This window comes from Lutispora thermophila DSM 19022 (genome assembly GCF_900142105.1).
In the GTDB taxonomy this organism is placed as follows: domain Bacteria; phylum Bacillota; class Clostridia; order Lutisporales; family Lutisporaceae; genus Lutispora; species Lutispora thermophila.
In genome coordinates this window covers 1-26234 of record NZ_FQZS01000011.1, presented here as the reverse complement: position 1 = coordinate 26234, position 26234 = coordinate 1, and the positions used below count along the sequence as shown (strand labels likewise).

Genomic DNA, 26234 nt, shown 5'->3' with positions numbered 1-26234 from the left:
TTGACATAAATGGGGGGGGATATTCTCAACTATACTGATATTCCTAATATAGATTTAATTTTAGCAACAATTATATCAACAGCTACTTTATTGTATCCTCCTTCAGGAATAATGATGTCAGCATATCTTTTTGTGGGTTCTATAAACTCATAATGCATGGGTTTAACTACTTCAGTATATTGCTTAATTATTGAATCTAATGTTCTTCCTCTTTCCTTCATATCTCTTTGTATTCTTCTTATAATCCTAATATCTGCATCTGTATCTACAAATATCTTTATATCCAATAGATTTCTGATTTCAGGAGAGTCCAGAATCAATATTCCTTCCAAAATAATTATTTCTTTAGGTTCTACTCTTACAGTTTCTTTCATTCGATTATGAACTGTAAAATCATATAAAGGCTTGTCTATAGGTTTGTTATTAAGAAGATCTTTCAAATGAGAAACCAATAGGTCCGTATCAAAGGCCAGAGGATGATCATAGTTTGTCTTTGTTCTTTCTTCACTTGATAAATGACTTTGATCTTTATAATAACTATCCTGCTCAATTATTACTATATTATTCTTTGGTAGGCTTTCATATATTGCTTTTGCTACAGTACTTTTCCCTGAGCCTGTTCCACCGGTTATTCCTATTAACAATGGTTTACTCATTTTCTTTTCCTTCCCTCCTGAGAATATCATATTTTGAAACTTCTTTTCTCATTCTCATTTTGACTATCTGTTGTGGATGTGGTGCAGATTCTATTTCTTGCCCTTCTTCATCCCACATTTTATCAATGACTTGTTTAAACATCTTCTTATGGGGCCCGATTATCTCAATTTCTTCTCCTAAAGACATTTTGTTTCTTTGCTCTATTGTAGCAATTCCTGTAGAAGCATCATAATCCATGACTAGTCCTACGAAGGCATAATCCCTAACATAAGAACTGTTTTCATATATCTGTCCTTTGTTGTCAGGCTTACCAAAGTAAAATCCCGTGGAAAACTCCCTATGACTTGCTTTGTATACTTCGTCTATCAACTCTTTATCAGTAACATAATTATTCGGATCATTGAAATATTGATCTATTGCTTTCCTATATGCTCCTACAACTGTTGCTATATAATATGAACTTTTCATTCTTCCTTCAATTTTAAAGCTTTTTATACCGGAATTTACTAATTCTGGAATGTGTTCAATCATACATAGATCTCTTGAATTAAAAATATATGTGCCTTTTTCATCTTCTTCTACCGGCATATATTGACCTGGCCTTTTTTCTTCAACCAGATAATATTTATAACGGCAGGGATGGGCACATTCGCCTCTATTTGCATCCCTTCCTACCATATAGTTGCTCAGGAGACATCTTCCAGAATAAGATATGCACATTGCCCCATGTATAAAAGCTTCAAACTCCAATTCTTTAGGTGATTTTTTAATAATTTCTTTTATTTCAATCAAGCTTAATTCTCTTGCTAGAACTATTCTTTTTACACCTTGTTTATACCAGAACTCAGCACTTTTATAATTTGTATTGTTTGCTTGGGTGCTTAAATGTAATTCCATGTTAGGAGCAGCTTCTTTAATAATCAGAAATATCCCTGGATCTGAAAAAATAAGTGCATCTACTCCTATGTTATCTAGCTCTTTTACATAATCGCTTAAGCCTTCTAAATCTTCATTATGTGGTATTATATTTACAGTAACATATATTTTTCTGCCAAGCTCATGGGCAAGTCTTACGGCTTCTTTTATTTCTTCCATAGTAAAATTGCCTGCTTGAGCTCTTAGGCCAAATCTTTCTCCTCCCAAATATACAGCATCTGCACCATAGATCAACGCCATTTTTAGCTTTTCAAAATTACCTGCCGGCGCCAATAATTCAGGTTTAGTCATTTATTATGGCCTCCTTTTTCTTAATGCTAATAGAAACACCATCACCTATGGGTATAACAACTGTCTCCATTGCTTCATGTTCTGATATATAGCTTAGAAATTTCTTCAATCTCTTTACTATTGTTATTTTCCTTCTTACCAGTAAACTTTTTTCTGCTACCATTCCTCTAAACAAAACATTATCACATACGAAAAGCCCTCCGACTTTTAACTTTCCAAAAGATAGCTTCAAAAAATCCATATACTGACCTTTTGCTGCATCTATAAATATCATATCAAATTTATCATCTATGGATTGTAAAGCTTTTAATGCGTCACCTTCTATTATAGTAATATTATTATCATAACCTGCTTTGCTTATGTTTTTTGAAGCTATCTCTATCATTTCCTTATTTTTTTCTATTGTAGTTATTTTAAAATTCACTCCTGCCGCATTGCCCATGAATATAGAAGAGTAGCCGATAGCAGTACCTATTTCCAAAATATTTTTGGTATGTGTTGATTTTATTAGTATTGATAGCAAGCTTGCCACATCTTTGGTAATTATTGGAACATGATTCTTTTCTGCATATTTCTCTAATTCTGCCAATATCCCATCTGATTTTGGCAGCAATTGATTTATATAGTTTTGAACATAATCATAATTAATATTGCTCATAGTATCTCCTATCTTTCATGTTAATAGGCAATACATGAAAAACATGTATTGCCTATTAACATATTAATTTATTGATCCGCTTTTATACTTACTTTGCAATTGCAAATGCTCTTTAAAAGATTTAGAAAACACATGGGAGCCATCATCCTTGGCAAAAAAGTAGAGATACTCTGTATCTGCAGGATATAATGCAGCTTCAATTGACTTTAATCCTGGTGATGCAATAGGTCCTGGAGGTAATCCTGGATTTTTATATGTGTTATAAGGAGATTCAATTTCTAAATCTTTATATAGCAGAACTTCTTTTCTATCTTTCAAAATATACTGTATAGTTGCACAAGATTGAAGATACATGTTATTTTTCAATCTATTATGAAATACTGATGAAATAATCTTTCTATCTTCATCAATTTTTGCTTCTCTTTCAATTATTGAGGCAAGAGTAACAACTTCATCAATAGACATATTTAACTCCTGCGCTCTTTTCTTAAACGTATTTGTAAACACTTCATCAAAGCGTTTAAGCATTTTTTCTAATATTTCCTTTTCCGATGAACTTTTGTACACTTCATAGGTATCAGGAAAAAGATATCCTTCCAGTTTTCCTTCAGATCTATTTATATCATCTAAAAAACTATAATCAAAATCTGCTTTCTCTAGCAATACCTCATATTTTTCTTTTTCGCCTAGACCTAGTTCTACAAGCTTATCAACTATCATCCTTACCTCATAACCTTCTGGTATGGTGAATCGTATTATATCATTAAATCCTTTACCATGGAGTAATAGTTCCGAAATACCTTTTACATCCATTGAATTTCTAACTTCATATGTCCCTGCTTTATATTTACTATCTAGTTTATTTATCTTGCTATATATTCTGAATACGGCTTTGCTTCTTATAATTCCATTCTCCTGTAGTATTGACCCAATTTGGGTTGAACTTGCACCTTTTGGTATAGTTATGGTTATAATTTTCTCATTTTCAACAGATTCAACGGGTTTCAATGAAATGTTATAGTATATAAAACTTGCAGCAGTTACATTAACTATAAAGAAAGCAACTAGTGCCAGAAGTCTTTTTTTGAACATATAATAGCACCTCACATGCTTTTATATGGAGGACATATTTATTAATAATGTATCTCCATATATTAAATAATTCTTTATAATTATATAACTAGCTGCATTTTTTGACAAGACATTATCCTTTTCTCATTTTAGCTCTCAAGTTTCCATCAAGGATTTTTTTTCTCAAATGGATAGATTTTGGAGTTACTTCTACTAACTCATCACTTGCTATAAACTCTAGGCATTGCTCTAAACTTAGTTCAATAATAGGACTCAGTTTCAATGCTTCATCAGCTCCTGAAGCTCTCATATTGCTTACATGTTTCTTTTTACATACATTTACATCTAGATCGTCACTTTTTGAATTAACTCCTACTATCATACCTTCATATACTTCTACACCAGGTCCTATAAAAAGATCTCCTCTTTCTTGAACATTGTACAGTCCATAAGTTGTAGTTTCTCCGGCTTCGAAAGCTACCAGAGAACCTCTGTTCCTTTCAGGTATATCCCCTTTTAATGGTTCAAAGCCCATGAATACATGATGCATAATACCATTTCCTTTTGTATCTGTTAGAAATTGAGATCTATATCCTATAAGGCCTCTAGTGGGAATTTTAAATTCAACTTTAAGATAACCGTCACTGGTTGTATTCATATTTAACATTTCTGCTCTTCTTGAACCTAATTTTTCCATCACTACTCCCAAATAGTCTTGGGGTATTTCTACAAAAAGATTTTCTATGGGTTCGCATATCTTCCCATCAATTTCCTTTAATACTACTGTAGGTTTGGAAACTTGGAACTCATAGCCTTCTCTTCGCATGGTTTCAATCAATATTGAAAGATGGAGCTCTCCCCTGCCATATACTTCAAAGGCATCTGGAGAATCTGTTTCCAATACTTTTAAGGCTACATTTGTCTCAAGTTCTTTCATAAGCCTTGCTCTCAAATGTCTTGAAGTTACATATTCACCCTCTCTGCCTGCAAAGGGACTGTTGTTTACCATAAATGTCATAGACAGAGTAGGCTCTTCCACTTCTATTCTCGGTAATGGTTCTGGATTTTGAACGTCACAGAGAGTTTCTCCGATGTTTACATCTTCAATGCCTGAAATGGCAATTATATCTCCTAAATAGGCTTCCTGAACTTCTACTCGCTTTAAACCAGAAAATCCGTAAAATCTTCCAACTTTTACATTTTGTAAAGTACCATCATTCTTACATAAAACTGCATTTTGACCATACTTTATCTTTCCTCTGAAAATTTTACCTATTGCAATTCTACCGATATAATCATCATATTCAATGGTAGTTATTTGAAATTGCAATGGTGCCTCTAAACTTCCGGAAGGTGGCGTAACCTTATAAATTATAGTTTCAAATAAAGGTGTTAAGTCTTTTGCTTCATCATTGAGATTATGCAATGCATATCCTGCTTTAGCTGAAGCATATAAAATAGGGAATTCGAGCTGTTCATCATCTGCTCCTAAATCTATAAACAGATCTATTACTTCATCTATTACTTCTTCTATTCTTGAATCAAGTCTATCAATTTTGTTTATCACCACAATAGGCTTTAATTTTAAGCCTAGAGCTTTTTTTAATACAAATCTGGTCTGAGGCATTGGACCTTCTGCTGCATCTACTACTAATAGAACACTATCAACCATTTTTAAAACTCTTTCTACTTCACCACCAAAATCTGCATGTCCCGGTGTATCTACTATATTAATTTTTATTCCTTTATAGCTGATGGCAGTATTCTTAGCTAATATTGTTATACCTCTTTCTCTTTCCAATTCATTTGAATCCATTACTCTTTCAGCTACATTTTCATTGCTTCTAAAAGTGCCGCTCTGCTTTAACAAGCCATCAACCAAAGTAGTCTTTCCATGATCTACATGAGCAATAATAGCAATATTTCTTATATCTTCTCGTACAAAATTGTCCATGGTACACTTCCTTTATTATTGCGAATTATATCAACAAAAAAACATTATACATTTGATGCTTAATAATTACAACATTATCTTGATGTTTTTATATATTTTGAATACACTGAAACCAATAAAATTCCAAGTACTCCAGCAGCAAAAAATTCTCCTAACGCAATGTTGGCTGCTACCAACAGGTACGGGAGACCAGAAAATTTACTTACCCAAATGGATACTATAAGTCCATTTAATGCAATTGGTGGAATTGCACCTAATATTTTATTGGGCATCTTGCTTGTTAAATAAGCAGCTAATAATGTTACAGCGCTTCCACCAAATATATCAATGGGACCATATCCTCCAAATATATTTGCAATTATACATCCAACTGTTACTCCCATAATTGCTGATGGTTCAACCAATGGAAGCAGAACTAGAGCTTCTGCTATTCTGAATTGTACTGGTCCATAGGAGAAATCTCCTAACACTATAGTTAAAACAACATATACAGCAGCCAAAAGTGATGATTTTGCTAAGTATTTTGTGTTCATAGAAACCTCCTTTCTTATTTTCAAACAAGTATTTTTAATTTATTCGGTAATATATTAATATTAGCTTCTATTACTCCAGGTTGTTCTCCATCTACTTCAATTAGTGCTTTTTGCTTTGCATTAATTTTTATTTTTTTACCTTTATAGTGTAGTAACTTGGGATGATTCATATGAGTACCCTTGTATATCTTGGGAAAATTAAGTAAAAAATCAAATTTGCTTATGTTACCGATAATTATTATATCAAAGTATCCGTCACTCATATCTGCCATTGGAGCAATTTTCATACCTCCGCCAAAATATTTCCCATTGGCTATTATAATGCTGTTAAGTTTTTCATTTATTGTTATATCATCTATTGTTATTTCAAAATCTTTATTTTTGTAACTTATCATGGTCGATAAGGCACCTATTAAAAAGGATAAAAAGCCTTTCAATGCTTTAGAACTTCTATTAACTCTATACGTAGTTTGTGCCCCTATGCCTATATCTGATACATTGAGAAAATACCTTTGTGTTGTATTGCCTTCATATTGGATGAACTCTGCTATGCCAACATCTACAAGTTTTATCTTGCCAAATTTTAATACTTCAATTATTGAATCTACATCTTTATCTATTCCTATGGTTCTAATTGTGTCACAGCCTGTCCCTCTTGAAAAAATGGACAAGGAAGCATTTTCATTAATTAACATCCCTTCATAAAAAAAGCCATTAAGTACTTCATTCATGGTACCATCACCGCCTACTGACAGGATAGTTTTATAACCTGCCTTTAAAGCTTCTTGTGTTAAAAACTTTGCATGCATTGGGTATTCTGTATAAGCATAGTCTAAATTAATACCGGATGCTTTTATTGTCTTTTCAAATACTGGCCACTCTTTTCCTGTTGCCCCGTTAGCCGAAACAGGATTAACAATAGCGAATACTTTTTTGTCCATGAGTTTTACCTCCAAAATACTAAAGCCTTGACACCTCAAGGCTTTAGGTAAATAAATACTTCCAATGCAAGCCTTTTTATATCTCCATTATTATAGGCAAAATCATTGGGTTTCTCTTGGTTTTTTGATATATGAAATCTTTGAGATTATCTTTAATATAGGTTTTTATAGTACCCCATTCAGTTATATTTTTTTCTTCGCATTCCATCAATGCATCTTTTATAACTGATTTCGCTTCTTCCATCAAATCCTCAGATTCTCTTACATATACAAAGCCTCTTGAAATTATATCAGGACCTGCCACAACTGAACCTGATTCTTTATTTAATGTAACTACAACCACTATAAGCCCATCCTGTGACAAGTGCTTTCTATCCCGAAGAACAATATTGCCTACATCTCCTACACCCAAACCGTCAACTAACACCCTTCCTGCCATTACAGTACCATTTATTCTGCCTTTATCCTTTGTAAACTCCAGAACGGTTCCATTATCTGCAATAAAAATATTTTCCTTTGGTACACCCATTTTTTCTGCAAGCTGGGCATGTTGAATCAAATGGCGATATTCGCCATGAACAGGCACAAAAAATTTAGGCTTAACAAGAGCTTGAAGTAACTTTAACTCTTCTTGATATGCGTGTCCCGACACGTGTACATCTGCTAAAGCTTCGTATATTACATCCGCTCCTCTTTTAAACAGCTGATTGATTACTCTAGAAACCAATTTTTCATTTCCTGGTACAGGAGTAGCGGAAATAATAACAGTATCTCCTGGTACAATATCTACTTTCCTGTGGCTTGATGTAGCCATTCTTGTTAATGCAGACATAGCTTCTCCTTGGCTGCCAGTAGTAATAATAGTTATTTTTTCTGGCGGATATTTATCTATATTATCAATCTCTATAAGTACATTATCAGGTATTGTTAAGTATCCCAATTCAGAAGCTACATTTATTACATTTACCATGCTTCTTCCTGATATAGCTACTTTTCTACCACAATTTATAGACGCATTTATTACTTGTTGTATTCGGTGAATATTTGAGGCAAACGTTGCTACTAGTATTCTTTGTTTTGCATTGCTGAAAAGTTCGGTAAAACTGTTCCCCATGGTACTTTCTGACATGGAATAGCCTTCTCGTTCCACGTTTGTGCTATCAGCCAACATCACTAATACACCTTTTTTCCCTAGTTCTGCGAAACGGTGAAGGTCAATGAGTTCCCCATCAATAGGTTGGTAATCGATCTTAAAATCACCTGTGTGAACAACTGTACCTACGGGAGTATGTATAGCTAATCCTACGGAATCAGCTATACTATGGTTTGTCTTTATAAATTCCACCTCAAAATCTCCAAGTTTTACAACATCTCTAGGCTTTATAACGTTCATAGTAACCTCAGGGATGGTAGTATGTTCCTTCAACTTATTTTCTACCAAGCCTAAAGTGAGTTTTGTACCGTACAACGGAACATTTATTTGTGGCAATACATATGGTAAAGCACCAATATGGTCTTCATGTCCATGTGTTAATATTATCCCTTTAACTTTTTCCTTATTTTTCAGTAAATAACTTATATCAGGAATTACTAAATCTATTCCCAACATACCTTCATCTGGAAACATCAAACCACAATCAATTACTATTATAGTATCTTTGTATTCAACAACAAGCATATTCTTTCCAATTTCTTGTAATCCGCCCAATGGTATTAATTTCAATTTTGCTTTCGTATTAGCCAAAAAACATACTTCCTTTCTTTTTCCCCCACTTATATTATTTGCTTAATATTATTTTTTAATCAATTGAAAAAAGTATTGCAATAACTTACAATACTCTAATCCCTGCATAGCTTACAATATCCGAAAAACTTCAAGTTATGATTTACAATAGAAAAATCATACTTATTTTCAACTTCAATCTCCAGCTGTTCCAGCAGGTCTTCTTCCACTTCTACAACCTTTCCACACTTTATACATATTAAATGATGATGTTGATGGTCTTCATCTTGATACAATTCATATTTGCTTCTTCCATCATCAAAATTATTCTTATAAACAACCCCAACTTCATCAAAAATTTGCATTGTTCTATATATTGTCGCAAGTCCTATGTTAGGACAACTGTCTTTTACTAAATCATATATTTCATCAGCGCTTAAGTGCTTGCCCTGATTTTCGACTATTACATCTATTATAGATTTTCTTTGAGGTGTTAATTTAAAACCTTTTTCTTTCAATTTTCTCTTCAGTACTTCATACTCGAAACCCAAGATCAACCGCTTCCTTTACATGATATATTTTTATTCTATTATTGATTGAAAATAATGTCAATGATAATTAATAACTCATAATAATAAAAATCTAATGCAAAATAATTTTTTCAATAAAATATATGAAGATAATATATGTTAAATGAGAAAAGCAATTTCTTTTATTTCACTTTTCTAAAAATTATGTTATCATTTAAGTATAGTAGAAGAACCATAAATATTGAGGAGGGATTTAATTGTTAAGTCTTTCAAAAAGAGCTGTATTAATGCCAGCTTCTCCAATAAGAAAACTTGTTCCTTTTGCACAGGAAGCAAAAAAAAGAGGCATTAAAGTATATCATCTTAACATAGGTCAACCTGACATTAAAACTCCAGAACTTTTTTTTGAAGCTATCAGAAATTTTAATGCACCTGTATTAGAATATGCTTTATCCCAGGGAGATCTTAAGCTCATCGACTCTTTTAGAGAGTATTATAAAGAATGGAATATTGATTTTGCACAGGATGAAATCATTATTACTAATGGAGGAAGCGAAGCCATAATAATGTCAATGATGGCAATAGGCGACCCAGGAGATGAAGTGTTGGTTCCTGAACCTTTCTATGCTAACTATAACGGATTTGCTTGTGAAGCAGGTATGACTGTTAAACCGATTACAACAAAAGCTGAAGAAGGTTTCCATCTACCAAGTAAAGAATACATAAAGAGTCTAATAAAACCTAATACAAAGGCTATCATGATTTCTAATCCTGGCAACCCAACTGGTGCTGTGTATACTAAAGAAGAACTAACCATGCTTGGAGAAATAGCATTAGAACATGATATTTTCTTAATCGGTGATGAAGTTTATAGAGAATTTGTATATGATGGATTAAAGTTTACAAGTTTAATGGACATTCCAGGCATTGAAGATAGAGTAATAATATGTGACAGTATTTCAAAAAGATACAGTGCTTGCGGTGCAAGAATAGGATGCGTATGTTCTAAAAATAAAGAATTTATGAAGACAATTATGAAATTTGCACAAGCAAGATTATGCGCACCAACCATTGAAATGATAGGTGCTACAGCATTAGTACACACTGCTAAGGAGTACTTTGAGGAAGTACATCATGAATATCAGAAGAGAAGAGATATAGTCTATAACGCATTAAAGAATATACCTGGTGTTGTATGTGAAAAACCAATGGGAGCTTTTTATGTGGTAGCAAAACTTCCTGTATATGACGCAGAAGATTTTGCAAAATGGATGCTTACTGATTTCAATATAGATAATGAAACAACAATGGTAGCTCCTGCTGCTGGTTTCTATGCTACTCCTGGATTAGGAAAAGATGAAGTTAGATTAGCTTATATACTTAAAGAAGAAGATCTTGTTGCTGCCATGGATATACTTGCTAAAGGCATTGAGGCATATAAAAACAGATAATATAAAAGCGGCTTTGAAAAGCCGCTTTTATATTGCTATTTTAGTTTGATTCATCTTTAATCAATTCTTCGTAGGCTTTTATGACATCGTTTAATTCTTCTTCATCCTCTATGCCAACGAGAATATCTTCTCCATTTTCGTCTTGTTCCATTCTTAGAACATATACTTCATCAACTTCATCGGATTCAGGATCAATATCTGCATCTGATGGTAATAGAATAGCATATTCGTTATCATCTAGCTCTAATGTTGCTATAACTTCAAACTCAGTTTCATTGCCATCTTCATCATACAGTACAATGAAGTCCATATCATCACTCATTGTTTCACCTTCTTTCTATAACATAATGTTATTCTATCCTACAGTCCATACTATGTCAACACTAACAAAATATTCACATACAACAGACTATGAGTTTTTCTTGGCATCAATATAACTTTGTAATATAAGAGTTGCAGCAATTTTGTCAATAACTTTCTTTCTGTTTTTTCTGCTTACATCAGCTTCCAATAAAGCTCTTTCAGCTGCTACTGTTGTTAATCTTTCATCCCAAAATACTATTTCAAGATTTGAAAAATGCTTTTTTAGAATTTCACCAAATTCTATAGATTTTCTACCTCTATCTCCAATAGTATTATTCATATTTTTCGGTAGACCTATTACTATTTTATCTACTTGTTTATCTTTTATTATGGTGTCTAATTGATTTATATCGTAATCGATATTTTTTCTGCGAATTGTGCAAATTCCATGAGCCATACAACCGAGTTCATCACTTACTGCTACTCCTATTGTTGCATCTCCTACATCCAATCCCATGATTCTCAAAATATTCACCTCAAAACTATTAAATACACTCTATACTATCTTTATACAAAAATCTTTACAGCGTCTGCTGCAATATCCACATAAAACACATTTTTCTGTATTAACTTCAGCTCTATTATTTTTCAGGTACAAAGCTCCTTGCTGACATGCCTCTATACAGGCTCCACAACCTTCACACCAAAAATCTATCAATAGTCTTCTTTTTTTTCTATTTAATGAATTTTTAATATTTTCGGGAACTTTCTTACCTTCAAATATCATAGTGTTATATATTACTTCTTCTTTGCTCTGCATTCCTACAGCTATTGAATGGACATTTGGATTGCTTAATACAAATTCTAGTGATTCCTTAGCATCATATAGCAAATTTCCTCCACCTAAAGGTTTCATAGTGTAAATACCTTTTCCAGCCTCATAAGCTTCTTTGATAGCATTTCCCATGTCTGATACTGAACCATCAACAATTCCTAAACCAGCTTTATTATAAATGGGATGTATTACTTCAATATCATTATATTTTAATGTAGCCTTAACACAAGCAACGTAATGTGTTGATATACCAAATGCTCTTATGTATCCCTTTTCCTTAGCTTTAATAAAAAATTCTATTGCCTCGTTGTGTCCTTTTAAAGTATGCTCACTTTCTTGTTCATGTAGTGAAAAAATATCAATATAGTCTGTATTCAACTCTTTAAGAGCTTTTTCAAGACTATTTCTAGCACCTTCATATGAATAGGAATAGGATTTAGTAGAGATAACAATATTATTTCTTTTACCGGAAATTGCTTTTCTTATATAGTGATAATTTTCATATAATTCTGCTGTATCTATGAAGTTTACTCCGTATTCAAAGGCTTCTTCAATTATCCTTGCACCATCATTTATGCTGAGGTTTGCTTGAAGAGAGCTGATAGTCAGGCTTCCAAAGCAAAGTTTTGATACAATAATGTTTGTATTCCCTAATTTAGTATATTCCATTTTTCCCTCACAACAATCAAAGTATTATAAAGCTAATTGAAAATTAGAAGGGCTTCCTCAACAAAACTCGCAAACGATCAAGGAAGCCTTTTTGAAAGTCCTATGGGTTATAAGAAAAGCTAGAAGAATATATTCTATTTCTTCCAGCCTGTTTAGTCAACTATTGATTTTATATGTTTTTAACATAAGACTTAACCAATTCTTCCAATAGCTCGTCTCTCTCCATTTTCCTTATGAGGCTTCTAGCATTATTGTGACTCGTTATATAAGTTGGATCTCCAGAAAGTATGTATCCAACTATCTGGTTTATTGGATTATAGCCCTTTTCCAATAAAGCTTTATATACGCTTATAAGTATTTCAGAGGGCTCATATTCTTTTTCCTTTTCTACTTTAAACTTCATGGTTTCTTCAATGTTAGAGCACATTATGCCACCACCTCCCGAATTTCACTATCTTTATAATAATATAGCAACGGAGATATTTCAACATAATTATTCTATTTGCTTTTTAAGTATCATAGGTATAGCTTCTTTTATTTCATCCAACTTACTATTATCTTTTATTCCGCCTTGAGCCATATCAGGTCTTCCACCGCCGCTACCATTACCAAGCTTTGTTATTTCTTTAATTATGTTTCCTGCATGCACTCCTAAAGATAATGCTTGCTTTGATGCCATAGCAAGAATAGTCGTCTTATCACTGCCCATTGAATATAATATGACTATGCCACTTCTTAATTTTTCTTTTAACTTATCTCCCAAAGCTCGCATGTCCTCAATGCTTGATGAATTAGCATCTAAAACAATATATTTAATATTTCCTATTTCTTTGGCCTTGGATAAATAATCATTAATAGAAGTATCAGCAATTCTATCTTTTAAGATTTGGATTTCTTTTTCATAATCTTTGTTTTCTTTTAGTGTATGTTCTATTTTTTTTATGAGTTCGTCCTCATTTGTTTTTAATTTAGAACAAGCATCCTGAATTATGTTTTCTTTGCGCAACAGGTACTCATACAATGCTTCACCTGTTATGGCTTCTATTCTCCTAATACCTGCAGCTATACCACTTTCACTTATTATTTTAAACATGCCAATCTGGCTTGTGTTGGTCATATGGGTACCACCGCATAATTCAATGCTATAGTCACCCATTTTTACCACTCTCACAATATCGCCATACTTTTCTCCAAACAATGCCATTGCTCCCATGGCTTTTGCTTCATCAATAGTAACTTCGGATATAGTTATATCCATACTTTTCCATATGGCGGAGTTTACTTCTCTTTCAACTTTAGCTAATTCTTCACCAGTCATGGCTTTAAAATGAGTAAAATCAAATCTTAATCTGTCTTTTTCAACAAGTGAACCTGCTTGTTCAACATGAGTTCCAAGAACATCTCTTAATGCTTTGTGAAGCAAATGTGTTACAGAGTGATTTCTTGCAGTAGCTAACCTTCGCTTTTTATCCACATGAGCTGTACAAGAATCATCTACTGCAACTTGACCTTCTGTAACTTTACAATGATGAACAAACCTTCCTCCTGTTACTTTTTTACAGTCATAAACATGAAGTTTAAAACCTAAACCTTTTATTACACCCGTATCAGCTACCTGCCCACCACTTTCAGCATAAAATGGTGTCTCTGAAAGTATTATCCCTATATCCATACCCTCTGAAGCTTTATCAACTATAGTATTATCTGCAATTATTGCCTTTATAATACTAGGATAGCTTAGATTATCATATCCAACAAAAGTGGTTTTTATGTTTTTATCAAGCTTGGAATAAATATCTTCTTTCCATCCTTCTGCTTCATTATCTCCTCTTGCAGTTCTTGCTCTTTTTCTTTGACGCTCCATTTCTTCTATGAAGGCTTCCTCATCTACCTTTAGACCATGTTCTTCTAACATATCCTTAGTTAAATCTAGTGGAAAACCATATGTGTCATACAATTTAAAAGCAGCTTCTCCAGATAGGGTATCAGTTCCATTCATTAGCTTTATATATTCTTGAAGTTTCTCTAATCCTTGCTCTAAGGTTTCTTCAAATCTTTCTTCTTCAATTTTTATGATATTTTGAATGTATTTTTCCTTTTCCTTTAGCTCAGGATATGCCTGATGGTATGCTTCTATAACTTTTTTAGATACCATGCTTAAGAATGGTCCTTTGAATCCAAGAAGTTTTCCATGCCTTGCACCTCTTCTTAATAGCCTTCTCAGAACATATCCTCTGCCTTCATTGCTAGGAAGAACTCCATCGGAAACAAGGAAAGTTACACTTCTTATGTGGTCTGTTATAACTCTAATGGACACATCTTTAGTTGGGTCCTTACCATATTCTACTCCTGCTAAGGAGCAAATATAATCTAATGTATGTCTAATGGTATCTATTTCGAAAATATTATAAACATCTTGCATTATGACAGACATTCTTTCTAAGCCCATACCAGTGTCAATATTGGGCTTAGCGAGTTTATTATAATTTCCTTCCTCATCCTTATCAAATTGAGTGAATACTAAGTTCCAAAACTCTATATATCTGTCACAATCACAACCGATCTTACAATCTGGTTTGCCACAGCCATATTTTTCGCCACGATCAAAGTATATTTCTGAGCAAGGTCCACAGGGGCCAAGACCAATTTCCCAGAAATTGTCTTCTTTTCCCATTCTCACTATTCTCTCAGAAGCCAAACCGATTTTTTTATTCCATATCTCAAAGGCTTCATCATCATCCTGATATATTGTTACCCATAATCTTTCTTCAGGCATCTTTAGCCATTGAGTACAAAATTCCCATGCCCAGGATATTGCTTCACTTTTAAAATAATCACCAAATGAAAAATTGCCAAGCATCTCAAAAAAGGTACCATGACGTGCTGTTTTTCCTACCCTCTCAATATCCGGTGTCCTTATACACTTTTGACATGTTGTGACCCTCTTTTTTGGAGGAACTTCTTGTCCAGTGAAATATGGTTTAAGCGGTGCCATGCCAGAATTTATCAATAGAAGACTCTTATCCTTTTCTGGAATTAAGGATGCACTTTTTAGTCTCAAATGTTCTTTAGTCTCGAAAAAGCTAAGAAATTTTTCTCTTATTTCATTTAACCCTAGTTTCTCCATTGTTATCCTCCTTTAAAATGTATAGGTAAGAAAGGCTTCCATTGGATAAACTTTAAATCAAGGAAGCCTTTCTTGAAATGCATAGAATAGCATATACTAAGGAAATTTATACTTTCTTATAAATGATAAAAAATCTTCATCCCTATTGGGATGAAGCCGATTCCACGGGATGTATCATATTGCTTTTCAGCATAATATTAACTTATTTAATAGAAAGATTATATATTATTACACAATTTTTGTCAACTTCTTGGTATATATAAACTATTATAGATAGTTTTTTAGAAAGTGCCTTAAACATAGTTTTATAACTGCGGCAAAAGGTACAGCTATCAACATTCCAATAATTCCCAATATCCTTCCTCCAATTAGTAAAGCCATAATTACATAAACAGGATGTATTCCTACACTTTCTCCTATTATCTTAGGAGTGATAATACCGCTTTCTAATTGCTGAACCAATATATAAGCTCCTGCAGCATAGAAAGCTTTTGTGGGAGAATCGAGTAGAGCCAATATTACTGTAGGAATCATGCCTATTATTGGTCCAAAATATGGAATTATATTTGATACACTTGCAAACATTCCTAACGTCAACGAATACTTAACTTTTATTACCAACAACGCTATTGTGGTGAGGATTCCAACCACTGAGCATACAAATATCTGTCCTCTAATATATTTTCCGAAAACATTATCAATATCCCTAAAAAGTTGCATAATTTTATTTCTCTTTGATTTTGGTAAAATTAGAATCAATTGATTTTTAAAATATGCGGAATCTTTAAGCATGTAAAATGTTAGCACTGGTACGATAATAAAGTTAAACAGCTGAGAAAAGAAATTTATTATTGAATCTGCTACTTTATGTAGAAAAGATAGTATCATATTCTGAAGAAGCATTATATTATCATCAATTATATCCTTAATACCTTGGGGCAAATTGCTGTTTATAAATCCATTCTGAAACTTCTGGTATAAATTATCATATTGCTTCATGTAGTTAGGTATGTTTTCTACAAGTACAGATACATCTTTAAATAGTCTTGGTATAATTACCAATCCAAATATAATTGCCAGACATAGAAAAAAAGCATATACTAAAACAACGCTATATATTCTTTTGAATCCTCTCTTTTCAAAATAATGTACAATAGGATTTAAAAGATAGGCAAGAAGAGCTGATATTATAAAAGGACTCACTATTTCTGATAAAAACTGTCTATTTTTTACTAAAAATAGAAGCAATAGAATAATAACAACATATTTAATTAGTTTATATAGTAATATCCTATCTTTAATGTTATCTATCATATACACCATTCCATAATTTTTATGTGAACTTATTTAAGTTAAGCAAACCTCTTCCTTGTGGTTGTATTATGCTACTGTCATATAGTATCAAAGCTTCTGAATCAATACTATATCCAAAACCTGCTGATATTAGCTTTCTTCCGCTTATAAGATCATCGATATAACCTTCAGAAAACTCAAAGCCTACACAATACCCTCTATCTATATCCAATATCATATCACGTACTATACCTATAAGCTCACCATCCGGATTTAGAATTATTTTGTTTAAAATATCATGTATATATGATAAAATATAATGTTTTTCATTATTATAATCGAAAAGCTTTGCTTTGATATTTTTTTTGACATAAAGCCCATTGCTACCAATAAGCAGTAAATCATCAAATAAAAATATTTCATACTCTTTTCTGATGAGCTTTTTTTTCCATGTAAAGCCTAAAATCTTGTTTGAATTTTTATCAAGAATAACATCATTAACCATGGAAAAATATTCATTTTTGTCATTATAGAATATTGGTTTATCAATAATTTCGCTGCATTTTATCAACGTTTGAACCCCCAATAGTTTTACTTATAATTATGATTTGTAATATTAAAGGAAAAAATGATTGCTAATTTATTCAGAATTGATAAGTATTTAGTAAAAAAGAAAAATGTCTTTTTCAGAATATTTGACAATGTAATAATTTGCGAGTATTAATAAGTTCAAATTTATATTAAAAGTAAATAACTTTTATGCAAGCACTTTTATTCATGGTAGCTTTTTGCTTAAGAAATTATAATTTGAAAAGTTAATAATACCCTAGAAAGATTTTATTCATATAAAAAAAGACCGCTTACCGGTCTTTATAAATTTTTATCATATTTCTGATACAGCTCTCTTAGATTTGATGCCTGCATTCCCTGCTGCTCTGCAAGCTTTTTAAAAACCTCTGAAACCTCTTCATCCTCAATTCTTTTGGAATACATTTCGAAATCTCGAACTAGTTCCATTGTATTCATCCACGCTCTTTGTAAGCAATCCCTTGTGTTCATTTTGTCATCAGCCATAATCTTCACCTCCAAAAGCTTATTTGATTTCTTGACAATAATATTAGCTTTTAAAGGTTTTTTTATACTTCTACCTTACTTTACTATTACACCGCCGCCAATCAAATAATCATCTTGATATAATACTACAGCCTGACCAGGCGTAATGGCTCTCTGAGGTTCATCAAAAATTAATTTAAATCTGTTATCACCTGTTGGTATAGCCCATGCACTGCTTTCTTTAGCACTATATCTTATCTTTGCTTTAGCTCTCATAGGATGCTGTAGTGTATCGAAAGGAAGAAAGTTTGCAGCTGTTGCTAATAATTCATTTTTAAAAACTTCATCTTCTTCACCCAAGATAACTAGATTTTTCTCGGGAATAATATCTACAACATACATCGGTTTGCCTAGAGCAATGCCTAATCCTTTTCTCTGGCCTATAGTATAGTGGACTATACCTCTATGGGTACCTAAAACATTGCCTTTAGTATCAACGAATTTGCCTGGTTTTATTTTATCTCCTCTTTTATTTTCTAAGAACTTGCCATAGTCATTATCTTCTATAAAACATATCTCCTGGCTATCAGGTTTATTTGCAACATCCAGATCAAGTTCATCTGCAATCTTTCTTGTTTCTTCTTTAGTATAATCTCCTAATGGCATCAAAATTCTTTCAAGCTGACTTTGTGACAGGTTGTATAACACATATGTTTGATCCTTTGTGGCGGTAGCAGATTTTTTTATTAAATATCTATTGAGTTTTTTTTCGTGTATGATTCTGGCATAATGACCTGTAGCAACATATTTTGCTTCTAAAGCATCAGCTTTTTTTAACAAAGCATCAAATTTTAAATATTTATTGCATGCGATGCAAGGGTTGGGAGTTCTTCCAGCAAAATATTCATTAATAAAATAATTAACTACCTTTTCTTCAAATATTTCAGTGAAATTGATCACATAAAAAGGTATATTCAATTTATCGCATACCCTTCTTGCATCATCAACAGAAGATAAAGAGCAGCAGCTATCTCTTCCACTATCCTGTTCAAAATCATCATTACTTCTTAGCTTCATCGTGATTCCAATAACTTCATAACCTTGCTTTTTAAGAAGATAAGCGGCGACTGAACTGTCTACGCCACCGCTCATTCCTATTATTACCCTATCTTTCATCAAATGCACCTACTACAAATTACTTCACTGTTTATTATGCTTCTTTTTATAATCTTCTATAGCAGCTTTTACTGCTTCTTCTGCCAAAACTGAGCAATGAATTTTTTGAGGTGGGAGACCATCCAATGCCTCAACTACAGCTTTGTTGGTAAGCTTAAGTGCTTCTTCAATTGTTTTGCCTTTTATCATCTCAGTAGCAATACTGCTTGTTGCCACAGCTGCACCGCAACCAAAGGTTTTGAACTTTACATCCTTGATTATATCATTTTCTATTTTAAGATATATTTTCATTATATCTCCACACTTTGCGTTGCCTACTTCTCCTATACCATCTGCGTTTTCAATTTCACCTACATTTCTAGGTGAAGTAAAATGATCCATTACTTTTTCACTATACATTACTTATTTTCCTCCCTTTACTTTTTCGTATAATGGTGACATATCTCTCAATCTTTGAACGATCTCAGGTAGAACTTCTAATACATAATCCACATCTTCTTCTGTGTTTTCGTCACCAAGGGTTAATCTTAATGATCCGTGTGCTATTTCATGAGGTAATCCAATTGCAAGAAGCACATGTGATGGATCCAAAGATCCTGATGTGCATGCTGAACCACTAGAAGCAGCTATTCCTTTCATGTCGAGATTTAATAGCAATGATTCGCCCTCAATATACTCAAAACAGAAATTTGCATTACCAGGCAATCTCTTTTCCGGATGGCCATTAAGTCTAGTATATGGAATTTTTTCCATAACTCCATTTATGAGCTTTGTCCTTAGCTTTAGCAATTTTTCATTGTAGCTATCTATGTTCTCTGTCGCTAATTCAATAGCTTTACCTAAACCAACTATTCCAGGCACATTTTCTGTACCTGCTCTTCTACCTCTTTCCTGTCCTCCACCGGTTATTAGATTTGCTATTTTGGTTCCTTTTCTTATATAAAGTGCACCTACTCCCTTTGGACCATAAAATTTATGTGCAGAAAGAGACAACATATCTATATTTTGAGCTTTTACATCTATCTTTACATTACCTATAGCTTGAACTGCATCTGTATGGAAATATATATTTCTTTCTTTAGCAATCTTACCTATTTCTTCTATAGGCTGTATAGTACCTATTTCATTATTTGCATACATTATGGATATAAGAATTGTCTTATCTGTAATCGCCGCTTTTAAATCTTCAATTCTTATCATTCCATAATTGTCAACAGGTAAATAAGTTACTTCAAATCCTTCCTTCTCTAATTGCTCACAAGTATGCAAAACTGCATGATGCTCAATAGAAGTTGTTATTATATGATTTCCTCTGTTTTTATTAGCATAAGAGACTCCTTTCAATACCCAATTATCTGACTCAGAGCCGCCTGCTGTAAAGAATATTTCTTCTGGTAAGGCTCCTAATGCTTTAGCAACTCTCATTCTGGCTTGATCCACAAGTTTTTTGGCTTCTCTACCAAAAGAATAAATGCTTGATGGATTTCCATAATATTCTGTATACACAGGTAACATTTCTTCTAATACTTCTGGCTTAACTTTGGTTGTAGCTGAATGATCAAGATAAATTCTTTTATTCATTTTCACTTCTCCTCTTTACATTTGTATTATTAAGCGTATAATAATCATCAACCATATCTTGAAGACTTATAGAATCGATAACATTATTTATGCTTTCTGTAATCTTTTCATATAGTAACCTTGTTGCACAGTAGTCTGCATTGCTACATTCGGGCTCATCTTCCAGTACACATTTTGCAGGAGCTAATGAACCTTCAAGTACTCTTATAACATCTCCTGCTTTAATTTCATTTGGTGGCTTTGCTAATTCATAGCCACCTTGAGCTCCTCTGGTACTGTTTACTAATCCATTTTTCCTCAGAGGTGATATCAAATGCTCTAAATATGTATCTGATAGCGATTGCTTATTTGCAATATCCTTTAATGACATTGCACCTTTACCATAATTCAATGCAAGTTCCAACATCATTTTAAGTCCATATCTACCTCTAGTTGAAAGAATCATGATATCAACCTCCCTTTTAATTCCTAGTAATAAACTCGGATTTATATTTTAAAGATATCACTTTCTACATTTTCTGTCAATTACTTTTTGATAAATCATTGAAATCGTTAATATTACAGTTTTTAAGTATTGCTTATTATATTATTATTAGTAATAATAATCAAGATATTTGCTATTTTATAAAAATCAAGGCACAGTAAAAGCTTTTACCTTTACTGTGCCTATCTATATTAAATTGCTGATACTTAGAATATCAGCAATGGTCGAAATTCAATCAATAAAAGGTTAGACCATTCTAACCTTTTATTGATTTGTTCAACCTAACAATCAGTTTGTCTAAATCAACTTTTCTAAAATGAGCAGCCTGCTCAATAGTCAACTTTGAAAAGCCTCCTCACCCGCATCCTATTCTGTCCATGCCATAGGATTTAAATATTTTTCTGGTCTTGGGATATGTTTTTATCACTTGGTTTACCGTCATATTTTTATTGATTTCATTTACTTTCATTTTCCAGTCTCATTAACTAATCGCAATAAGGATCTATATCATCTATTTGAGGAGGATTAAAGTTAGGAATATCTAATAAATCAAAATTATCACAGAAATCTTCTGCTGTTCATTCATCTGTTATCTCACAATAACCGAATACTGGTATACATAATTGAACTTCTGCATCAAACTTAATTGCAACAAATATACCTACATTAGTTAAAAGTATTCCATTGTTTATTTCGTTGTTTTCTTCGTCGATTATTGCTTCTGCTAAACACTGCAATTCAAAAGCTTCCTGGTCAACAAAGTGGAGAAGTCTTTCAAAGGTTTCTGCAGAGGCTCCAGGATATAACCTTCTTACGCTAAAATCAAAGCACAATTCTCCATCAGGTCCTTTAGATAATGCATTACCAGAAGGTACATTTTTGACTTTTAATCTTATAATGTTTCCTCTTGAATCTCTTGCGAAAACTTTGAAGCAGCATTTTCCTGAAAATCTAAGCCTTCTTTCTCCTGCTAAACCATTACTTGCACAGCCTTTGTATTTAGAAGCATCCTTTATTCTTGGGTCAATGATTTTACCATCTCTTAAAATCAAAGTAGGTTCGATCCAGCCTCTTACACCTTCGCACTTTTCATCAGCTTCAAATTCAATGCCTTCTACACACTCTCTCAAAACGAACTCATCAAATACCTTTTTTACCTTTATGCATTCCCTGAAAACAGTGATATCTCCCTGGGTTATAGAACCAGTGCATTCAACCTGAGGCAATGGCATATATAAACACCTTCCTTACATGATTATATCTTTCATAGTACATAATATGTAAAGTTCTTTTTTTTGTGTAAAGATTTTGATGCTAATAAACAACATAAAAGCAAATATTTAACCATATAATTTTGTAGGTTATAAAAAAGGTGGTGGGATAGTGGTAAGCTCTAATTGTTATAAAGTAATTATTGAATCTAGAGGAAATAAATTAAGCATTTATTATGAGAATTCAGCTATATATTGCAAAATGGTAGATTTATATGGTAAAACTAAAGAAACCATTCTTGTAAGTGATGTATATGATAACTTTTTCTATTCTAAATCCCATGATGATAATATATATTTACTATGCGAAGGAAAAGCGAGAAATTTCTTGTTTTTAACATTTGATCATAATGGATGGCATATAGAGGAATTGAATTTACGAAAAGAGTTCGGGAATATTACTCTTCTAGGACTTTTTGCTTTATCAGATGGAGTACATATTGTTTTTGCCAAAAAATTATTATTAGAGTATTATTTTGATCTATACTTGCTTACAAAATCAAATGATGAATGGGAAAAATCATTTATATGTGAAATTTATTCCAAAACAGTAAAAAATTCAGAAATTATTAAAATGACAGGATATAATAATCTTCACCTTATATCTACTTTATATGATGGACAGTCCTTATCTTTAAGTTATTTTCTTTATGAATCCACAAACTCAAGATGGTCACACATACCAATAGTAAATCTTAACTATGATGATATATATATAAGCACTTCAATACATGATTGCAATTTAAATCTATATTGCTATAATTTTGATAATAGAACATTAAACATTTATTATTTTTCAAAAAATTTATTAGCTAATTCTGCCTTCTCACTGGTAGATATAATAAAACTAAATAATGTTTCTGAAGATGTTCTTTTGGTCATTGACATTATTAGTGATACTTTAAAGATAAAATATATTTATAATAACTTTTATCACGAAAGCAATTATAACATCATTACAAAACAGTGGATTAGTTTTAAAAAAATACCTTTATATCAACTACCTGTTTTACATTATGTAAAAATAATCAAAGATACTTCTGATAATGATTTCGAAGAGATAAAAAATATATGCTCTATAAGCGATATGTTGGAAATAGGCGTGCCATACGATAATATGGTTATATTAGATGATGAAAAAAATATAAAAGATAATGACACTTTTAGTAATACATCTTTAATATTAGATCACATGAATTTATTAACAGAAAAAATAGAAGATTTAAGTAGAAAACTTAGTGAATTAGAAAGTAAGAAAGTGAATAAAAAGCTATATGAAAGTAAATATGAAGATGATATAGATTACCATAAGGAACATCATCAAGTACTAAAGCAAAGCAATTTTAAAGAAAAATTCATGAATTCAAAACCAAGGACCATAAAGTTGGAAAGTTCACCAGTACTTACTGGGGTATTATCAAATGTTGATACTTCTTTACCAAAAACCAGAGATAATGAAGATGAAACTCCAGATGCTAATATAGATAATAAAACCAATAGAGAAGAGGTATCCAATAAAGAATACCCCAACAAACATAAAGGTCTTATTAAAACTGTTACTGATTGGCTTAAGGAATAAACATTATTTTTTTCTTAAGTTTAATAGGTGTTCTTTAATTGCTTTTTCATATCCATTGCCTGTTGGATTATAATAGGTTGTGCCTGATAATACATCAGGCATATATTGTTGCTCAACATAATTATTATTGTGATCATGAGGATATTTATAACCTACACCATAGCCGTAATTTTCTGCATTTTTAAATGTAGCATTCCTTAAATGATATGGTATAATTCCTATTTCTTTTGTTTCTAAATCCTCTAATGCTTTATCTATAGCTATGTATGAAGCATTACTTTTGGGAGCACAAGCCACATATATAGCGGCCTGGGCTAGAATTATTCTTCCTTCAGGCATTCCGATCATCTTTACTGCTTCAGCTGCATTAACTGCAACACATAATGCCATTGGATCAGCATTTCCTACATCTTCTGCTGCACATATGATTATTCTCCTTGCTATGAACATAGGATCTTCTCCAGCTTTAATCATCCTTGCCAAATAATGCACTACAGCATCTGGATCTGAGCCTCTCATGCTTTTAATAAATGCAGATATTGTGTCGTAATGATTCTCACCGGACTTATCATAGTAAACAGATTTTCTCTGTATTGATTCAGAAACAATGTCTTCAGTTATAATAATTTTTCCATTACTATCTTTGTCAGTTGATAATACAGCTAATTCTAAAGCATTAAGAGCTTTTCTGGCATCTCCACCTGATAAAAATGCAAGAAGCTTCAGTGCTTCATCTGTAATTGTCACATTATAAGCACCCAACCCTTTTTCTTTATCTTGTAGACATCTTAATATTATTTTTTTTATATCTGATTCTTCTAACTCTTTTAGCTTAAATACTGTAGAGCGAGAAATTAAAGCATTATTAACCTCATAAAAAGGATTTTCTGTAGTTGCTCCAATTAGGATTATTGTTCCGTCTTCAACATAAGGCAACAATGCATCTTGCTGACTTTTATTAAAGCGATGTATCTCATCTATGAAAATTATGGTTTTCTGACCGTTAAATCCTCTTCTTGATTTTGCTTCTTCAACAGCCTTCTTTATATCCTGAACACCTGATGATACTGCATTAATCTGTTGGAAATATGCTTTTGTAGTATTTGATATAATCTTTGCAAGAGTTGTCTTGCCACATCCAGTAGGTCCCCATAAAATAACAGAAGTAAGTTTATCTGCTTTAATAGCCCTATATAACAGTTTACCGGGAGAAATTATATCTTCCTGACCGACAAATTCTTCCAGTGACCTAGGTCTCATTCTCACCGCAAGGGGACCTTCTTTTTTCAATTCTTCATTTAAATTAACATCAAAAATACTAATCTGATCATTTTTCATTTATTGCATCCAACCTTTCAGCTATATAACTAGCTAAAATTAACTTTAATATTCCGTATTTTTCTATCATTAACTTATCAATAAAACACGTTATTGAATTTAAATATATTACTAAATGATTTTTAGTAATACATGCTTGTAATTATTATACATCAAAAAAGTGTCATTATAAAAAGGTAATTTAACCTCTTGTGTTAGTTAATTCGATTTTACTATAAGGAATATTATACCAATCAATAAGGATATAAAATCCCTGATAGATGATATTATACGGATTAATTATCCAAATACTAACTCTTTGATTCTTGAATGTAACTCACGGCCTACAAGTTTATTGATGTAATAGCACAAGTTATAAGCCAATAGTTTGGTTTTAAGCCTTGTTTGTAAGCCCCAAAAGGATTTTGCAAGAACTCTCTCAATATTGAGTTGGCAATCAAGCTGGGATGCTTATGTTTAAATCCTTCACCTTAATCTAAAGATGCTTTGCCTCAATTCTTTAGGGAATTGAACTTTGCTGCGACTTCTCTGAAGAGGTAAGATATCAATATCTTTTTCAGCTTTTAGGGCTGCAGTAAAATCATCACCTATATAACCTTTATCACCAAACATAGTAATACTGCTATAGTTTCTGGTTAAATCCCAAGCAGCTGCTCTGTCATCAATGTTAGCAGAGGTAATTACAGCATCAGTTATAAAACCATCTATGGTTGCAAGCATGTGTAGTTTATATCCAAGATATGTTTCCTTTTTGGATGCACATTTACCATAAGTAGCACC

At 32.3% G+C, this 26234-nt stretch carries 26 protein-coding genes and 1 pseudogene; 2 read left to right on the top strand and 25 right to left on the bottom strand.

What is annotated here, in order from left to right; translation table 11 throughout:
* Positions 1-29: 29 nt before the first annotated feature.
* From udk to BUB48_RS08745, 9 genes are all read right to left on the bottom strand, one after another.
* Positions 30-656 carry a uridine kinase gene (gene udk, locus BUB48_RS08785; protein WP_073025871.1) on the bottom strand — a complete coding sequence of 209 codons (627 nt, stop codon included), beginning with the start codon at positions 654-656 and terminating at the stop codon, positions 30-32.
* Entirely contained in the window at positions 649-1884 is a 1236-nt protein-coding gene (locus BUB48_RS08780) for a peptidase U32 family protein (RefSeq protein ID WP_073025870.1), read from the bottom strand. Before BUB48_RS08780 ends, udk begins: the two co-directional genes overlap by 8 nt.
* A complete protein-coding gene (locus BUB48_RS08775) occupies positions 1877-2542 on the bottom strand; it encodes an O-methyltransferase (protein WP_073025869.1) in 666 nt (221 codons plus the stop codon). The genes BUB48_RS08780 and BUB48_RS08775 overlap by 8 nt, the downstream gene beginning before the upstream one ends.
* A gap of 63 nt (positions 2543-2605) precedes the next feature.
* Complete coding sequence (gene mltG, locus BUB48_RS08770) at positions 2606-3634, bottom strand: endolytic transglycosylase MltG (protein ID WP_073025868.1); 1029 nt, start codon at positions 3632-3634, stop codon at positions 2606-2608.
* 112 nt (positions 3635-3746) lie between these two features.
* The gene (gene typA, locus BUB48_RS08765; protein WP_073025867.1) at positions 3747-5567 is read right to left on the bottom strand and encodes a translational GTPase TypA; all 1821 of its coding nucleotides are present in this window, start codon (positions 5565-5567) and stop codon (positions 3747-3749) included.
* 74 nt (positions 5568-5641) lie between these two features.
* Positions 5642-6100 (bottom strand): QueT transporter family protein, encoded by a 459-nt coding sequence (locus tag BUB48_RS08760; RefSeq protein WP_073025866.1) that lies wholly within the window; start codon positions 6098-6100, stop codon positions 5642-5644.
* A gap of 20 nt (positions 6101-6120) precedes the next feature.
* Complete coding sequence (locus tag BUB48_RS08755; protein WP_073025865.1) at positions 6121-7041, bottom strand: diacylglycerol/lipid kinase family protein; 921 nt, start codon at positions 7039-7041, stop codon at positions 6121-6123.
* 76 nt (positions 7042-7117) lie between these two features.
* On the bottom strand, positions 7118-8785 hold the full coding sequence (locus BUB48_RS08750; RefSeq protein WP_073025864.1) for a ribonuclease J: 1668 nt from the start codon (positions 8783-8785) through the stop codon (positions 7118-7120).
* A gap of 95 nt (positions 8786-8880) precedes the next feature.
* Positions 8881-9315: a Fur family transcriptional regulator gene (locus BUB48_RS08745; RefSeq protein ID WP_073025863.1), complete on the bottom strand. Its 435-nt coding sequence runs from the start codon at positions 9313-9315 to the stop codon at positions 8881-8883.
* A gap of 236 nt (positions 9316-9551) precedes the next feature.
* Between BUB48_RS08745 and BUB48_RS08740 the strand changes: the two genes are divergently transcribed.
* Entirely contained in the window at positions 9552-10745 is a 1194-nt protein-coding gene (locus BUB48_RS08740) for a pyridoxal phosphate-dependent aminotransferase (protein WP_073025862.1), read from the top strand.
* Positions 10746-10785: 40 nt separating this feature from the next.
* On the opposite strand, the gene BUB48_RS08735 is transcribed toward BUB48_RS08740, so the two are convergent.
* The 14 genes from BUB48_RS08735 to BUB48_RS08670 form a co-directional block, all read right to left on the bottom strand.
* Entirely contained in the window at positions 10786-11067 is a 282-nt protein-coding gene (locus BUB48_RS08735) for a DUF1292 domain-containing protein (RefSeq protein WP_073025861.1), read from the bottom strand.
* An 87-nt stretch (positions 11068-11154) separates the two neighbouring features.
* Positions 11155-11574, bottom strand: a complete 420-nt coding sequence (gene ruvX / locus BUB48_RS08730; protein WP_073025860.1) for a Holliday junction resolvase RuvX — start codon at positions 11572-11574, stop codon at positions 11155-11157.
* Positions 11575-11604: 30 nt separating this feature from the next.
* The gene (locus tag BUB48_RS08725) at positions 11605-12552 is read right to left on the bottom strand and encodes an aldo/keto reductase (protein WP_073025859.1); all 948 of its coding nucleotides are present in this window, start codon (positions 12550-12552) and stop codon (positions 11605-11607) included.
* Between the two features lie 169 nt (positions 12553-12721).
* Positions 12722-12979: an IreB family regulatory phosphoprotein gene (locus tag BUB48_RS08720; RefSeq protein ID WP_073025858.1), complete on the bottom strand. Its 258-nt coding sequence runs from the start codon at positions 12977-12979 to the stop codon at positions 12722-12724.
* Between the two features lie 66 nt (positions 12980-13045).
* Positions 13046-15679, bottom strand: a complete 2634-nt coding sequence (gene alaS / locus BUB48_RS08715) for an alanine--tRNA ligase (RefSeq protein ID WP_073025857.1) — start codon at positions 15677-15679, stop codon at positions 13046-13048.
* Positions 15680-15946: 267 nt separating this feature from the next.
* Positions 15947-16993 (bottom strand): AI-2E family transporter, encoded by a 1047-nt coding sequence (locus BUB48_RS08710; RefSeq protein WP_073025856.1) that lies wholly within the window; start codon positions 16991-16993, stop codon positions 15947-15949.
* 19 nt (positions 16994-17012) lie between these two features.
* Entirely contained in the window at positions 17013-17543 is a 531-nt protein-coding gene (locus tag BUB48_RS08705; RefSeq protein ID WP_073025855.1) for a PRC-barrel domain-containing protein, read from the bottom strand.
* A gap of 299 nt (positions 17544-17842) precedes the next feature.
* Positions 17843-18046: a rubrerythrin gene (locus tag BUB48_RS08700; RefSeq protein WP_073025854.1), complete on the bottom strand. Its 204-nt coding sequence runs from the start codon at positions 18044-18046 to the stop codon at positions 17843-17845.
* A 75-nt stretch (positions 18047-18121) separates the two neighbouring features.
* Positions 18122-19204 (bottom strand): tRNA 2-thiouridine(34) synthase MnmA, encoded by a 1083-nt coding sequence (gene mnmA / locus BUB48_RS08695; RefSeq protein ID WP_175548395.1) that lies wholly within the window; start codon positions 19202-19204, stop codon positions 18122-18124.
* Positions 19205-19225: 21 nt separating this feature from the next.
* The gene (gene nifU / locus BUB48_RS08690; RefSeq protein ID WP_073025852.1) at positions 19226-19600 is read right to left on the bottom strand and encodes a Fe-S cluster assembly scaffold protein NifU; all 375 of its coding nucleotides are present in this window, start codon (positions 19598-19600) and stop codon (positions 19226-19228) included.
* 3 nt (positions 19601-19603) lie between these two features.
* Complete coding sequence (gene nifS, locus BUB48_RS08685; RefSeq protein ID WP_073025851.1) at positions 19604-20782, bottom strand: cysteine desulfurase NifS; 1179 nt, start codon at positions 20780-20782, stop codon at positions 19604-19606.
* The gene (locus BUB48_RS08680; RefSeq protein ID WP_073025850.1) at positions 20775-21227 is read right to left on the bottom strand and encodes an RrF2 family transcriptional regulator; all 453 of its coding nucleotides are present in this window, start codon (positions 21225-21227) and stop codon (positions 20775-20777) included. The genes nifS and BUB48_RS08680 overlap by 8 nt, the downstream gene beginning before the upstream one ends.
* A gap of 394 nt (positions 21228-21621) precedes the next feature.
* Positions 21622-21735, bottom strand: coding sequence for a DUF1858 domain-containing protein (locus tag BUB48_RS08675; protein ID WP_073025849.1), 114 nt, complete (start codon positions 21733-21735; stop codon positions 21622-21624).
* A 109-nt stretch (positions 21736-21844) separates the two neighbouring features.
* The gene (locus BUB48_RS08670) at positions 21845-22498 is read right to left on the bottom strand and encodes a hypothetical protein (RefSeq protein WP_073025848.1); all 654 of its coding nucleotides are present in this window, start codon (positions 22496-22498) and stop codon (positions 21845-21847) included.
* 151 nt (positions 22499-22649) lie between these two features.
* On the opposite strand from BUB48_RS08670, the gene BUB48_RS08665 reads away from it, so the two are divergent.
* Positions 22650-24116, top strand: a complete 1467-nt coding sequence (locus BUB48_RS08665; protein ID WP_073025847.1) for a hypothetical protein — start codon at positions 22650-22652, stop codon at positions 24114-24116.
* 3 nt (positions 24117-24119) lie between these two features.
* On the opposite strand, the gene BUB48_RS08660 is transcribed toward BUB48_RS08665, so the two are convergent.
* Together BUB48_RS08660 and BUB48_RS08655 are read right to left on the bottom strand one after the other, a co-directional pair.
* On the bottom strand, positions 24120-25439 hold the full coding sequence (locus BUB48_RS08660) for a replication-associated recombination protein A (RefSeq protein ID WP_073025962.1): 1320 nt from the start codon (positions 25437-25439) through the stop codon (positions 24120-24122).
* Between the two features lie 294 nt (positions 25440-25733).
* Positions 25734-26234 (bottom strand): annotated as a pseudogene (locus BUB48_RS08655) (IS982 family transposase); the annotation flags it as partial.